Annotated in this window: 12 protein-coding genes; 10 read left to right on the top strand and 2 right to left on the bottom strand. The window is 70.8% G+C overall.

The genetic code is table 11. The features are described 5' to 3' along the window. The first annotated feature begins 40 nt into the window (after positions 1 to 40). The 9 genes from ACKUU6_RS23760 (at position 41) to ACKUU6_RS23720 (ending at position 12,263) form a co-directional block, all read left to right on the top strand. Positions 41 to 892: a 3-hydroxyacyl-CoA dehydrogenase family protein gene (locus ACKUU6_RS23760; RefSeq protein WP_407990586.1), complete on the top strand. Its 852-nt coding sequence runs from the start codon at positions 41 to 43 to the stop codon at positions 890 to 892. A 31-nt stretch (positions 893 to 923) separates the two neighbouring features. Then, positions 924 to 1,175 carry an acyl carrier protein gene (locus ACKUU6_RS23755; RefSeq protein WP_407990585.1) on the top strand — a complete coding sequence of 84 codons (252 nt, stop codon included), beginning with the start codon at positions 924 to 926 and terminating at the stop codon, positions 1,173 to 1,175. A gap of 81 nt (positions 1,176 to 1,256) precedes the next feature. After that, the gene (locus ACKUU6_RS23750) at positions 1,257 to 2,468 is read left to right on the top strand and encodes a hypothetical protein (protein ID WP_407990584.1); all 1,212 of its coding nucleotides are present in this window, start codon (positions 1,257 to 1,259) and stop codon (positions 2,466 to 2,468) included. Continuing rightward, positions 2,465 to 5,155: a condensation domain-containing protein gene (locus ACKUU6_RS23745; protein ID WP_407990583.1), complete on the top strand. Its 2,691-nt coding sequence runs from the start codon at positions 2,465 to 2,467 to the stop codon at positions 5,153 to 5,155. The genes ACKUU6_RS23750 and ACKUU6_RS23745 overlap by 4 nt, the downstream gene beginning before the upstream one ends. A gap of 29 nt (positions 5,156 to 5,184) precedes the next feature. Beyond that, positions 5,185 to 5,547 carry a nuclear transport factor 2 family protein gene (locus ACKUU6_RS23740; RefSeq protein ID WP_407990582.1) on the top strand — a complete coding sequence of 121 codons (363 nt, stop codon included), beginning with the start codon at positions 5,185 to 5,187 and terminating at the stop codon, positions 5,545 to 5,547. Between the two features lie 882 nt (positions 5,548 to 6,429). Beyond that, entirely contained in the window at positions 6,430 to 7,344 is a 915-nt protein-coding gene (locus ACKUU6_RS23735) for a glycoside hydrolase family 11 protein (protein WP_407992212.1), read from the top strand. A 178-nt stretch (positions 7,345 to 7,522) separates the two neighbouring features. Beyond that, on the top strand, positions 7,523 to 8,959 hold the full coding sequence (locus ACKUU6_RS23730; RefSeq protein WP_407990581.1) for a non-reducing end alpha-L-arabinofuranosidase family hydrolase: 1,437 nt from the start codon (positions 7,523 to 7,525) through the stop codon (positions 8,957 to 8,959). A gap of 248 nt (positions 8,960 to 9,207) precedes the next feature. Continuing rightward, positions 9,208 to 9,912: a hypothetical protein gene (locus ACKUU6_RS23725; RefSeq protein WP_407990580.1), complete on the top strand. Its 705-nt coding sequence runs from the start codon at positions 9,208 to 9,210 to the stop codon at positions 9,910 to 9,912. Then, entirely contained in the window at positions 9,909 to 12,263 is a 2,355-nt protein-coding gene (locus ACKUU6_RS23720; protein WP_407990579.1) for a protein kinase domain-containing protein, read from the top strand. Before ACKUU6_RS23725 ends, ACKUU6_RS23720 begins: the two co-directional genes overlap by 4 nt. Positions 12,264 to 12,475: 212 nt before the next feature. Here the strand turns inward: ACKUU6_RS23720 and ACKUU6_RS23715 are convergent, their stop codons facing one another. Both ACKUU6_RS23715 and ACKUU6_RS23710 read right to left on the bottom strand, forming a co-directional pair. Next, positions 12,476 to 12,661 (bottom strand): DUF6011 domain-containing protein, encoded by a 186-nt coding sequence (locus tag ACKUU6_RS23715; RefSeq protein WP_407990578.1) that lies wholly within the window; start codon positions 12,659 to 12,661, stop codon positions 12,476 to 12,478. A gap of 66 nt (positions 12,662 to 12,727) precedes the next feature. Continuing rightward, entirely contained in the window at positions 12,728 to 13,945 is a 1,218-nt protein-coding gene (locus ACKUU6_RS23710) for a cytochrome P450 (protein ID WP_407990577.1), read from the bottom strand. A gap of 96 nt (positions 13,946 to 14,041) precedes the next feature. On the opposite strand from ACKUU6_RS23710, the gene ACKUU6_RS23705 reads away from it, so the two are divergent. Continuing rightward, complete coding sequence (locus tag ACKUU6_RS23705; RefSeq protein ID WP_407990576.1) at positions 14,042 to 14,401, top strand: arsenate reductase family protein; 360 nt, start codon at positions 14,042 to 14,044, stop codon at positions 14,399 to 14,401. The last annotated feature ends 19 nt before the right edge of the window (positions 14,402 to 14,420 follow it).

Genomic DNA, 14,420 nt, shown 5'->3' with positions numbered 1-14,420 from the left:
CCACCCCTCTCCTTTTCAACGCACAAAGGCGGTAACCCCCGTGAGCATCCGAACCGTAGGCGTGATCGGCGCAGGCACGATCGGCCGTGGCGTCGCCCAGTCCTTCGCCGAGTCCGGGTTCGAAGTGGTCCTCGTGGACATCTCGCAGGCCCAACTCGACAGCGCGGTGTCCCAGATCCGCCGCGACCTGCTGGTCCAGCCGATGCTGCTCGGCCGGCCGCTGAAGGAGGACGCCAGCACCATCGCGGCCCGGATCAGCACTGCCACCGAGCTCGATGCGCTGGCCGAGGCCGATTTCGTGGTCGAGAACGTCACCGAGAACTGGGACGTCAAGCGCGAGGTCTACCAGCGGATCGACGCCATCTGCCGGCCCGGCGTGATCTTCGGCGTGAACACTTCGGCCGTGCCGATCACCCGGGTGGGCTCGGTCACCGGCCGGCCGGCCGCGATCCTCGGGCTGCACTTCATGAACCCGGTCCCGATGATGGACGCCGTCGAGGTGGTCAACGGCCACTTCACCAGCGAGGAGACCATGAGCACCACGCTCGCCCTGCTGGCGGAGATGGGCAAGGAGGGCATCGTCGTCCAGGACGCCCCCGGCTTCGTCACCAACCGGGTCCTGATGGTAACCATCAACGAGGCCGTCTTCTGCGTCCAGGAGGGCATCGCCTCGGCCGAGGACGTCGACAAGATGTTCCGCGGCTGCTTCGGCCACAAGATGGGCCCGCTGGAGACCGGTGACCTGATCGGCCTCGACACGATCCTGAACTCCATCACGGTCATGTACGAGAGCTTCAAGGACAGCAAGTACCGCCCGGCCCCGCTGCTCCAGAAGATGGTCGACGCCCGACTCCTCGGCCGCAAGACCGGCCAGGGCTTCTACACCTACTGATTCCCCTCAACCACACAAGGAGACACCAGAGATGACGAACGACGACGTACGTGCCCGGGTCCGTGAGTTCCTCGCCCCGCAGCTGAACGGCCAGCCGTTGGCCGACAGCGACGACTTCTTCGCCCTCGGCTACGTCAACTCCCTGTTCGCGATGCAGCTCGCGCTCTTCGTGGAGAAGGAGTTTGCGTTCGCCCTCGGCCCGGCCGACATGGACTTCGACAACTTCCGTACTGTCGACGGCCTGGTCCGCCTGGTCACCTCCCGCACGGCGGCCACCGCCTAGTCCCCCCACGGGCGCGCGGCGGAACCCGCCGCCGCGCGCCGGCCCGTCCGACCGCTCTCCCACCGGCGAGGAAAACCCACCATGACGCACACCGACGACGTCCTCACCCGGATCGACCTGCACAGCCCGATCCCCGAGGCGCTGGCCACCGAGATCGAGCGTCGGCTCTTCTTCGTGTCGCCCGAGATCACCGGCTTCGAGGTGACCGCGGACGGCGGCGAGGTGCGCTCCGTGACGCTCCGGTCCGAGCGGCCGCTCCCCCACGAGGCGCTGACCGAGAAGGTCAACTCCATGGTGGACAACGACGTCCGGAAGCAGTGGGTGACCCCGCCGAAGGCCGTCTGGACCTCCCCGCACACCCGTCCGCTGCACCAGGACGTCTTCGAACTCCTCGCCGCCACCGGCGCGGTGACCGAGGTCGGCGAGGGCCAGGTCGCCCTCGGCGAGCCGCTGATCTCCCTCTTCGACTACTTCGACCGGGCGGTCTGCGATCTGCTGGCCGAGGACCACGAGGTCCGGGAGTACCAGTACCCGACCCTGATCCCGACGAAGGCGCTGGAGACGGCGGGCTACTTCAAGTCCTTCCCGCAGCACCTGATGTTCGTCACCCGGCTCCGCAACGACCTGGACGTCTACCGCGGCTTCCAGCAGAAGCAGGCCGTCACCGGCATCGACCCCGCGGTGCTGGACTCCTGCGGCAACGTGGACTACTGCCTGCCGCCGACGATGTGCTACCACACCTTCAACCAGTACAGCCACCGCACGCTGGACGGCGACCGCCTGCACGTGGTCACCTCGCGCGGCAAGTCCTTCCGCTACGAGGCCGCGTACGCCACCAGCCTGGAGCGGCTCTGGGACTTCACCATCCGCGAGATGGTCTTCATGGGCGCCCGCGAGGATGTGCTGAGCTCCCGCGAGCGCTTCATGCACAAGGTCTTCGCCTTCGTCGAGGAGCTCGGCCTGAGCGGGCGGTGCGAGGTGGGCAACGACCCGTTCTTCTGCGGCACCGACACCTCCGAACGCATCTGGTCCCAGCGGCTGTTGGAGCTCAAGTACGAGCTCCGGCTGGACGTGGCCGCCGGGCGGACGATCGCCGTCGGCTCCTTCAACTTCCACGACGACCTGTTCGGCAAGGTCTTCGGCATCGACCACGGCACCGACGGTCCGACCCGCAGCGGCTGCGTGGGCTTCGGCCTGGAGCGACTGGTCTACGCCTTCCTCTGCCAGTACGGCCTGGACACCGCCGCCTGGCCGGCCCCGGTCCGCGCCGCGGTCAGCGGGGGTCGGCCGTGAGCGAGCGCACCGGTCGCGCGCCGCGGGGTCGGCGGGAGGAGATCCTCTGCGCGGTCTTCGCCCAGGTGCTGGGGGTGGACCAGGTCACCATCGACGACTCCTTCTTCGATCTCGGCGGCCACTCGCTGCTGGCCACCCGGCTGGCCGGCCGAATCCGGGCCGCCCTGGACGTGGAGGTCCCGGTCCGGACGGTCTTCGAGGCCCCGACCGTGGCGCAGCTCGCCGAGCACCTGGAGCAGGGGTCCGGCAACAGGCGCCCGGCGCTGCGCCGCCTGGAGCGCCCGGCCGAGATTCCGCTCTCGCAGACCCAGCGTCGGCTCTGGTTCCTGAACCGCCTGCACGGCGCGGCCGGGCACTACAACATGCCGATGGCGTACCGCCTGGGCGGCCCCCTCGACCTGACGGCCCTGCGGCTGGCCCTCGGTGACCTGGTCGCCCGGCACGAGAGCCTGCGCACCGCCTACCCCGACTGGGACGGCCGGCCCCAGCAGATCGTCCTGGAGCCGGAGGAGGCCCCGGTCGAGCTGCCGGTCGACGCCACCACCGAGGCCCAGCTGCCCGGGGCGCTCAGCGCCGCCGCCGGCTACCCCTTCGACCTCACCGTCGAGACGCCGCTTCGGGCCCGGCTGTTCCGGCTGGCCCCGCAGGAACACGTGCTGCTCCTGACCGTCCACCACATCGCCTGCGACGGCTGGTCACTGCTTCCGCTCCAGTCCGACCTGGCGTCCGCGTACGCCGCGCGCCACCTCGGTCTGGAGCCCTCCTGGGCCGGACTCCCGGTCCAGTACGTCGACTACACGCTCTGGCAGGACGAGCTGCTGGGCGCAGCGGACGACCCCAACAGCCTGGTGAACCGTCAGCTCGCCTTCTGGCACAGCGAGTTGGCCGGCATGCCGGACCGCCTACGGCTCGACGTGGCGGCCCCGCGTCCGCAGACGCCCTCGCACAGGGGTGCCCGGGTGCCCTTCCGGATCACTCGGGCGACCCACCAGGCGCTGCACCAGCTGGCGCGGGAGACCGGCACCAGCGTGTTCATGGTGGTGCAGGCCGCCCTCGCGGCCCTGCTCACCAGGCGCGGAGCCGGCACCGACATCGCCATCGGCATCCCCACCGCCGGGCGCGGTGACGAGGGCCTCGACGACCTGATCGGATTCTTCGTCAACACCCTGGTGCTGCGCACCCGGACCGACGGCGACCCGAGCTTCCGGGAGCTGCTGGTCCGGGTGCGCGGCACCGACCTGGCGGCCTTCGCCCACCAGGACGTGCCCTTCGACCACCTGGTCCAGGCCCTCAACCCGCCGCGCTCGCCCGCCTGGCACCCGCTCATCCAGGTGATGCTCGCGTTCCAGAACAACGCGAGCACCGAGCTCGGCCTCCCCGGGCTGGAGGTCGGGGTCGAGCCGGTGGCGGAGGGGATCACCCGCTTCGACCTCCGCTTCGAGCTCTTCGAGGGCTTCGCCGAGGAGCGTGCGCCGGACGGGATCGACGGCAGCCTCACCTACGCCCTCGACCTGTTCCTCCCCGAGGATGGCGAACGACTCGTGCGGGAGTTCACCGAGCTGCTCGACGCGGTGGCCGCCGGTCCGGGGCAGCGACTGAGCGAACTCGGCCGCACGCCTGCACCCTTGACGACCGAGGACACCTCCGGCGGCCCACCGCCGGCCGGGCCGGACGGCCCCCGGGTCGCCTACGTCTGCTCGCCCTACGGCCAGCAGTGGGTCGGCATGGGGCGGACGCTGTTCCGCACCGAACCCGCCTTCCGCGCGGCCCTGGAGGAGTGCGACGCCGAGCTGGTCCGACACACCGGCTGGTCGCTGGTCCACGAGCTCTTCCTCGACGAGCCCGAGGCCAGGACGGGCGACGTCGGCGTCATGCAGCCCATCATCTTCGCCCTCCAAGTGGGCATCGCCCGCTGGCTGGAGTCGGCGGGGGTCCGGCCGGGCGCCGTCGCGGGGCACAGCATCGGCGAGGTGGCCGCCTCCGTCATCGCGGGCATCCTCGACCTGCCGGACGCCGCCCGGTTGGTCCACCACTACAGCGACCAGCAGCGCCGGGTGGCCGGGCCGGCCAACGGCATGGCCGTGGTGGAGCTCTCGGCCGACGACCTCTCGGCACACCTGCGCGGACACGAGGGGAGCGTCTCCGTCGCCGGGCGCAACGGGCCGCGCACCACCGTGCTGGCCGGCGACCGGACCGCGCTGGAGTCGATCGTCGCCGCGCTCCAGGCCGCGGACGTGCTCTGCGCGATGGTCCGGGTCGACCTGCCGGCCCACAGCCCGGGAATCGACCCGATCCTGGCCGACCTGGAGGAGGCGATCGGCGAGCTGACCCCCCGGCCGGGTCGGGTCCCGATGATCTCCTCGGTCACCGGGAAGGAGCTCGACTGGCAGCAGGCCACCGCGGGGTACTTCGCCCAGAACCTGCGGCAGCCCGTGCTGCTCGCCGACGCGACCGCGCAGCTGCTGACGGACCATGACGTCCTGGTCGAGGTCAGCGCCCACCCGGTGCTCGCCCCGGCCCTGTGGCAGAGCGTCGAGGAGGCCGGCGGCGCCGCCACCGTCCTCACCAGCATGCGCCGTGGCCCGGACGACCGGGCTGGCCTCATCGAACTGCTCGACTCCCTGGAACGCCTCGGCCTGACCGTGGGCCGTCCCGACCCGGCCCGGCTCCCGGGGTTGGTCCCGTGATCCGTGACGACTTCGGACCGGGGAACACCGTGCCCGACACGATTGCGGCCGAGAGCCTGGTCCGCCACCTGTTCGACGTCGTGGACGGCCGCCGCTGGGAGGGCCTGGCCGAGGTCTTCGCCGAGCACGCCGTCTATGAACGCCCTGGCTACGAACCGCTGGTGGGCCTCGGACGGATCAGCCGCTTCTACACACACGAGCGGATCATCGCCTCCGGCAGCCACGAGGTGGACCACGTGACGGAGGGTCTCGAGACGGCCGCCTGCTGGGGTCGCTTCCGGGGCGAGTCCGTCAGCGGCGACCCGCTGGACGAACAGTTCGCCGACACCTACGTCCTGGTGGACGGCAAGATCACCCGTCGCAAGACCTTCTTCTACCGCCCCGCCATCTGACCGGCCGCCCATCGTTGAACCCGAAACGTAGCTTCGGAATGCCGCCGACGCCGCCAGCCGCCCCTCACCGAGGATCGAGTCATCTCCGAGGCGCGGCGATCGCCGCGCGGTTCGGTCGGCTGAACGTCCTCGTCGCCAACGCAGCCGGTCGCGAAGGCTCGTGAAGCGATCGGTCGACGCTACCGCCTCGTCGCATCGGCTCGGGCCCTCCGGGATCCGGACGCCATCGCCACAGCTTCACGGCAGGTGGCACCGCGTAGCGACCGGCTGCGACTGCCGGTCATCGCTCGGGGCTTCTCAACTCATCCCATCCGTTGAAGCTCCGTGCATCCGCTCGGCCGGGGCATCGCGGCCGTCCGAAGGGAGCTACCCGTATCCCGGTGGCGCTCGGCTGGTCCTGGGTCGTCGTCCCCTTCGACGCCTGACTGATCGCCGGCACGCGGCTCAGCCGGACCGGATCGAGCGAAACTTTCGAAACGTACTGCCACAAGTTGCGCAGTTCTCGGGAATGCATGCGGGAATCAGGGGCAAGTTGTTGCACTTTCTACAGGCCATAGAGCGCTGACCAGCGCATTGCCCGGAAGACCCGACTCGAAACCCCATCGAATCTATCGCTGTTCCTGTCGAAAGTGTTGACAGCTCCTCAGGTGCAGGCCAACACTATCGCCGTCGACAAGTCCGAACGGCCTTGGGATCCAGGCCGCGTTCGCCAACTGGCTTCGGACGCCGTGACGTTGATGGCATGTCGGCTTCGTGCCCCACCCGCACGACTCCGCAGGGCTGCCCCCACCCCTCCCCCACCCATCGGCAGGACGGATCACCTCCGTGAACTCCCCCCACCCCAAGAGCCGCAGCATCAACCGTATCTGGCACGCCGCCAGAATGGCCCGCGTGCTCGCGCCGGCCCTCGCGGTCGTCCTCCTGCTGCCCGGCACCGCCGAGGCCGCGACCGTCACCACGAACCAGACCGGCACCGACGGCGGATACTTCTACTCGTTCTGGACCGAGCGCGCCGGTCCCTCGATGTCCCTGAACGGCGGCGGCAACTACGGCACCTCGTGGTCCAACGCCGCGAACTTCGTCGCGGGCAAGGGCTGGAGCAAGGGGTCACGCAACCCGGTGACTTACTCAGGCAGTTGGAGCACCAACGGCAACGCGTACCTGTCGCTGTACGGCTGGAGCACCAACCCGCTCGTCGAGTACTACATCGTCGAGAACTACGGCTCCTACAAGCCCACCGGCGCGTACAAGGGCACCGTCACGAGCGACGGCGGCGTCTACGACATCTACGAGACGACGCGCTACAACGCCCCTTCCATCGAAGGCACCAAGACCTTCAACCAGTACTGGAGCGTCCGTCAGAACAGGCGGACCGGCGGGACCATCACCGTCGGGAACCACTTCGACGCGTGGGCCAAGTACGGCATGAACCTCGGCACCATGAACTACGAGATCCTGGCCACCGAGGGCTACCAGAGCAGCGGCAGCTCCAACATCACGCTGGGCACGACGGGTGGTGGCGGCACCGGCGGCGGCTGCACCGCCACGCTCTCCGCCGGTGACTCGTGGAGCGACCGCTACAACCTGAACGTTTCGGTCACCGGGTCCAGCACCTGGAAGGTGACCGCGAAGATCCCCTCCCCGGAGAAGGTCGCCACGACCTGGAACGTCAACACGTCCTACCCGGACACCCAGACGCTCGTCGCCACCCCCAACGGCGCGGGCAACAACTGGGGCATGACCATCATGAAGAACGGCAGCACCACCTGGCCGACGGTCTCCTGCAGCACCAGCTGACGGTACATCGCGGGGCGGGCCCGTGTTCGGCGTGAATTGTTAGCGCTAACGGACGGCGCGGACACCGCGCAGTGGCCCGCCCTGGCTCGACCACGCTCGGCGCTGCCCTGACAGCACGCGCGCGGAGCGACGGCAGAGCCGTGTGACAGTCCCACCCCTGTTCACGAAGGAGGTTCCCATGCACGCACGAAGTTCCAGTCGCAGGCAGCTGTCTGTGATGCTCACCGCCGTGGTCGCGGCTGTGGTCGCCCTGGCGGCGATGCTCGTCGCCAACCCGGCGCAGGCCGCCACCAGCGGCGCCCTGCGCAGTGTGAGTTCCAACCGGTGTCTCGACGTGGCGAACGCCAGCCAGACCGACGGCGCCCTCCTGCAGATCTACGACTGCTCGGGCGGCACCAACCAGTTGTGGACGTCGACGTCGAGCAACCAGCTCACCGTGTACGGCAGCAAGTGCCTGGACGTCCCGGGCCACGCCACCACGGCCGGTACCCGGGTGCAGATCTGGGCCTGTAGCGGCGGCGCGAACCAGCAGTGGCGGGTGAACTCCGACGGCACGATCGTCGGCGTCGAGTCCGGGCTGTGCCTCGATGTCGCAGCCAAGGGCACCACCAACGGCACGGCGGTGCAGCTCTGGACGTGCAACGGCGGAACCAACCAGCAGTGGACCGGCCTGTCCGGCGGGTCGACGCCCACTCCCACGCCGACGGGCGGCAGTTGCGCCCTTCCGTCCACCTACCGCTGGTCGTCCACGGGCGTCCTGGCACAGCCGGCCAACGGCTGGGCCGCGCTGAAGGACTTCACCGACGTCGTCTACAACGGCAAGCACCTGGTCTACGCGTCGAACGTGTCCGGGTCCTCGTACGGTTCGATGGCGTTCAGCCCGTTCACCAACTGGTCGGACATGGGCTCGGCCGCTCAGATCGGGATGAACCAGGCCACGGTGGCGCCGACGCTGTTCTACTTCGCGCCCAAGAACATCTGGGTGCTCGCCTACCAGTGGGGTGCCTGGCCGTTCATCTACCGCACCTCCAGCGACCCGACCAACCCCAACGGCTGGTCCGCCCCCCAGCCGCTCTTCACCGGCGGCATCCCCGGCGCCGCCCCCATCGACCAGACCCTGATCGCCGACGACCAGAACATGTACCTGTTCTTCGCCGGTGACAACGGCAGCATCTACCGCGCGAGCATGCCGATCGGGAACTTCCCCGGCAACTTCGGCTCCTCCTACACCACCGTCATGACCGACACCGTCAAGAACCTCTTCGAAGCCCCCCAGGTCTACAAGGTCAAGGGCCAGAACCAGTACCTCATGATCGTCGAGGCACGCGGCGCCAACGAGCAGCGCTACTTCCGCTCCTTCACCGCCACCAGCCTCAACGGCTCCTGGACCCCCCAGGCCGCCACCGAAGCCAACCCCTTCGCCGGCAAGGCCAACAGCGGCGCCACCTGGACCAACGACATCAGCCACGGCGACCTCGTCCGCAACAACCCCGACCAGACCATGACCATCGACCCCTGCAACCTCCAGCTCCTCTACCAGGGCAAGTCCCCCACCGCAGGCGGTCCCTACGACCAGCTGCCGTGGCGGCCGGGTGTCCTCACCCTGCAGCACTGACCGGCCTGACCCACGGTGACCGCGATTGGGCGCGGTCTGCCGACGCGGGGACGAGCGGTTCACAGCACGGGTGACTCCTCCTGCTGACCGACCGTCATCGCACACCGAGGAACCCCAGCCGTGCGTCGGCTGGGGTTCCTCTCTTCATGGCGCGGAGAGCGCACGGAACTCCGGAAGCAGCCAGCGGAGTTGACCCAACGCCTAGCATCGGACACCGGACGTGGTGCCAAGCACGGCGGAGGTGGTGGATGGGAACGGGCGCGGGACTCGGGGGCGCCCCGGACGGGCGGTCGGAGGTGCGGAACTCGATCTCCGACGTGGTGGTGCTGGGTTCGACGGTCCAGGCCGGTGAGGTGCACGGCGGGGTGCACTTCCACCTGGCCGCCGAGGCGGCGGCGCAGTCGACGGTCGACCTCGCCACCCGGCTGTACGGTGCGCTTGCCTCACCGGCGGAGGGGCACCGGCGGCGCCTGCTGGAGCAGTTGCTGGCCGACCTGGAGGCGGTGCACCGCGACTACCTGGTGATGTTCGAGTCCATCCTCGACCGGACGCCATCCTCCTGGGAGCGGGGTTCGGCGGACTTCGACGCTCAAGTACGGTCAGTGGCAGATGAGTTGCGCCAGCTCAGGCTGGCGTACGAGCCGGTGCGGGTGCGGGTCCACGCGACGGCGGAGGCGTTCCGGGGTGCGGCTCTCGCGGCGCCGGAGCGGGGGTTCGTCGATGCGGTGCTCGGGTACTTCCCGACCGGCGAGGTACAGGACGACGAATCGACCGGCCGCTGGCGCACGTCGGGGACGGCCGTACTCGACCAGCTCTACCGGGCGCTCGACGGCGAACTCAGCCAGGAGATCAGCATGTTGATCCTGGGGACGTTGGCCTTCCACCGCCGCCGGTGGTCCGAGGTGTGCCGGGCCTACGCGGTCTTCCAGCTCGACGGGGGTGCCGCCCGATGAGCCTCCCGTGGCGACGTCGCGGCGAACGGCTCGGCGACGCGTTCGCCGACCCGTTCGCCGACTCCTACTTCACGGACGCGCTGCGCGCCGCGGCCGACCTGCGCCGGGCTCGCGCCCACGACACCGTCGCCCACTACGAGATCGTCCGGCAGCTCGACGGGCCGCACGCGACAGTCCTGGTGGGACGCCGGCCGGACGGTCGGCTCCTGGCACTCAAGGGGTTCGCGGCGGACGGCCCGACGGGCCCGGGGTCGCGGGCGATCCGGGAGAGCGAGGCGCTGCGGATGATGCGCTTCGGCTTCGGCGGGGTGGTCCCCCTGGAGGAGACCCTCAGCCTCACCTCGGGCGGCCCCGTGACCTACCTCTGCATGCCCTACTGCCAGGGCGGGAGCCTGCGGGACCGAGTGACGGCCGGCCGACTCGGCGCGGCCGAACTGGCTTACCACGGGCTCGCGTTGGCCGCCGCGTTGCAGCGCCTTCACCAGGAGGGGCTGATCCACGGCGACGTCAAACCGGACAACCTGCTCTTCCACCACGGCGACGACGGGCTGCCGGACGGGCCCGCCCGGTGGCACACCTGGCTGTCGGACCTGGAGTCGCAGGCCCGGGTGGGCGAAATGGTGAGCCGGCGGATGACGCCGGAGTACGCCGCCCCCGAACAGCGGGCGGGCGCCCCGGCCGCCCCGGCGATGGACGTCTGGGCCTGGGGCGCCACCCTTCGGGACTGCCTCGCCGACTCCGGTCCGCTGCCCGTCTCTTGGCGCTGGCTGACCGAGCTGGTCGAACGGGCGGCGGCGGCCGAGCCGACGGACCGTCCGTCCGCCGCGCAGGTCCTCGACACGTACGCGGGGCAGGTCGGCTTCGGCGACCACCAGCGGCCCGTGTTCGGAGCGCCGTCCGGCACCGCCGTCGCGTGCTACCCGCTCGCCTCGATGCCGCCCTTCGCCGACCCGTGGACCAGCACCGACGACCGGGTCCACGTCGTCCGCGCCTCGTTCGGCTGGGCCGCGTACCTACCGGAGTGCGAGCGCCTGTACAGCCTGAACACCTTCCCGGCGCTCACCCGGCTCGCGGAGCTGAGCACCCGGATCCTGGGCGATCCGGCCGATCCGGCCTCCGTGTGGCGGGCGTTCCGCCAACGGCCTGCCGTCCCGGTGTTCCCGATCGACGGCGACGGCGCGATCACCCTGACCCTCGATGGCGCGGCGGGCGCCACCCGGACGGGAATCCCCCGGCAGGTCGCGTTGACCTTCGTGAGGCTCCTGGTCACCGCACGGGTCGAACTGGTCGAAGCGACCGGCGCCGAACGGGACGTCGAGCGGCTCCGAGCGGCGGCCGAAGCGTGGGAGGCGATCGGCGAGTTCGGGTCCGAGGCGGACACCGCCGTCCTGGCCCAGGCGTGGCTGACCCTCGACCGGACCGACCGGGCCCTGCCGTACGTGATCCGCGCCCAGGCGAAAGCGCCCGACGCCCCGTCAACTCTGGCCGCCCTCCGGCTGTATCACCTGGTGAGCGGTGACCACGCCATGGCGGCCAGGGTCTCGATGGAGGGCTGCCGGACGGCCGACGGCCCGCTCGCGCTGCGCTGGCTGCTGCTCGCGGTGGTGGATCTGCTGGAGGCCGCCGAGTACGAGGCGCTCGACGGTACGCTCGCCCAGATCGAGCCCGGAATCGACGTGGTCGAACTGGTCCGGCTGGTGGCCGCCGGTCGGCGTGCGCCCGTGGGCGCCGAGGCGCTGTGGCCCGACCTGCGCCGGCATTTCAAGACCTTGAGCAGTACGGCTTCGACGCTGAAACTCCGCTACCTGGCCGAAGCCGCCTACCAGCGTGGCGACCTCACCTACGCGCGGCGGTGCGCCACGGTGATCCTGGCCTGGCCGGAGACCAGGCTGCCGGTCAACCACCAGGCACGGGCCGCCATCGAAGCCATCGCCCTCGACCGGGACCCGGCCGACCGGAGCCTGACCGCTCGGCTGAACAACCGGGCCGAACTGTGGTCGGCCGACGGCCGGCCGGACGACCCGCTGCTCGGCCTCGGCCTGGTGGCCGCCACGCGCTGGGCGTCCGGCAGCGGTTCAGACGGCCTGTCACCTGCCGCGCTTGCTCTGATCGAACACAGCCGCTCACGGTCGGCGGACCGTTCCGAGGCGCTGCTCGGGAGCGCCCGCCCCTGTGCCCGGTGCCGTGAGCCGGGCCGGGTCGCACAGCTCGCCGTCTGCGGGCGATGTCACCAACTCCTCTGCGCTCGCTGCGCCCTGACCGCGGACCAGGGACACACCCGACGCTGCGGCGGCGATCTGGCGCACCCACCGTCGGGGCTCGGTCAGGAGTCCACGGCGAGCCTGAGATGAGGAGATCCCGTCGTGAGCCCTGACGGCGGGATGCTCCCACCCCTCGGGGCTCTGTGCACCAACCGCACAGCCGCCCGGGTGACAGGACGTTTCTCCTGGTGGGAGCAGGCGTTGGGCATGGCATGACGAAGACTTGGAAGTTCCTCATCGCCACCGCGCTCACCGTCGGCGTGGCCGCCCTGGTCGCCGCCGCCTACAGCCGGGAGTGACCGTCAGAACAGCGGCTCCTGCTCCCCGGGCACCACGTGCGTGCTGTCCTCGGGACCCCGGCAGCCCGGGCCGAGCCGGAGGATCCGGGACTCCGGGTCGTGCAGTGGACGGCCGCAGCGACGGCAACGCAGCAGGGCCGGCCGGTCCGGGGGGATCGGCGGGATCAGGGCGGGTTCTTCGGGCTGCACGGGGCCAGTCTGGCGGAGCGCCGGAGCGGGGATCAACCGGACCTCGCAAGCGAGGCTCAGCGACGTTCAGCGGAGGGTGACCGGGAGCGACCGGTAGCCCCGCAGCACAAGCCGGTTGCGGCGGGTCGGCGGACCGGCCGGGGCGAGGTGGGGAAACCGGTCGAGCAGCGCCGGCAGCGCCACCGTGGCTTCCAGCCGAGCGAGTTGGGCCCCGAGGCAGTAGTGCGGGCCGCCGCCGAAGCTGACCGGCTGACTGTCGGTGCGGCGCGGGTCGAAGCGCTCCGGGTCGGCGTAGCGGGCCGGGTCGCGGTTGGCGGCCCCGAGCAGCAGGTAGAGGCCGGTGCCGTACGGGGTCGGTACGCCGCCGACCGTGAGCTCGTCGCTGAGCGAGATCCGGGAGGTGAGCTGTACGGGCGAGTCGTACCGGAGCACCTCGTCCATCAGGCCGGCCGGAGCGACCTCACCGGTCCGCAGGGCGGCCAGCTCGGCGGGGTGGTCGAAGAGCAGCGCCAGCCCGTTGCCGAGCAGGTTGGCGGTGGTCTCGAACCCGGCGGCCAGCAGCAGCACCAAGTTGGCCAGCAGCTCCCGCCCGGACAGCCGCCCCTGGTCCGCCGCGGCGGCCTGCACCAGCGCGCTGACCAGGTCGTCGGCCGGTTCGGCCTGCCGTCGGGCGGCCAACTCCGTGAAGTAGTCTGAGAGTTCGTCGGCGGCCGCATCGGCCGCCGCCAGCTCCGGGTCGGACGGGAGCAGCTCCAGTGCGGCCGTCAGGTCGTCCGCCAGCGGCCGGAACCTGGCACGGTCGGCTTCGGGGACGCCGAGCAGCTCGCAGATCACCCCGACCGGCAGGCGGTAGGCGAAAGCGTCCATGAAGTCGACCGGGGAGCCGGCGGCAGCTGCCCCGGCAAGCTCGTCCAGCAGTCCGCCGACCGCCGCCACCACGGCGGGCTCCAGGGCGGCGACCCGGCGGGCGGTGAAGACCGAAGCGATCAGCGAGCGCATCCGCCCGTGGTCGGGCGCGTTGGTCTCCAGCATCGACGCGCCGAGCAGCACCTTGGAACTGTGCTCCAGATAGCCGTCCTCCCAGCGCTCGCGCAGCGCCGCGTCCGGGACCTGGAAGGCGGTCGAGCGGAGCACCTGGTTGACCTCTCGGTGGCCGGCCACCAGCACCATGTTGGGCCCCGCCTCGCTCACCGGCCCGAGCCGGTGCGCCCGGGCGTAGAGCGGGTACGGGTCGGCCCGGCCCTCCTCGCCGAGCAGCCGTCCGATGATCTCCTCGCCGTCCATCCCCACCCCTCCCGTAGCCCCTGCTCCGGTCAACCCCCCGGTGCGCCGCCGAGTTCCCGGGCGGCCCGGCCGTCGGGACCGAAGTAGGGTGGCCGGATGGAGATCTGGATCAACCCGCGCTGCGGGAAATGCCGTAGCGCGCTCGGCGAGCTGGAAGCGGCGAAGGCCGAGTACACCGTCCGCCGCTATCTGGAGGACCCGCCGAGCGTCGCCGAGCTGGAGCAGGTGCTCACCCGGCTCGGGCTCGAACCCTGGGACATCACCCGGCTGGACGAGCCGGTGGCCAAGGAGCTGGCCATGAAGCAGTGGAGCCGGACCGACGAGGACCGGGGCCGCTGGATCGGGGCGATGGCCGAGCACCCCATCCTGATCCAGCGGCCGATCATCACGGCCGACGACGGTCACGCGGTGGTCGCCCGGACGCCGGAGGCCGTGCGCGCCGTCCTGTCCGACTGACCCCGGGTCAGCCCGGCCC

Origin of the sequence: Kitasatospora sp. CMC57, assembly GCF_045866025.2 — a bacterium.
GTDB lineage: Bacteria > Actinomycetota > Actinomycetes > Streptomycetales > Streptomycetaceae > Kitasatospora.
The sequence above is the reverse complement of the archived record's forward strand: the minus strand, read 5'-3'. Positions and strand labels throughout refer to the sequence as shown.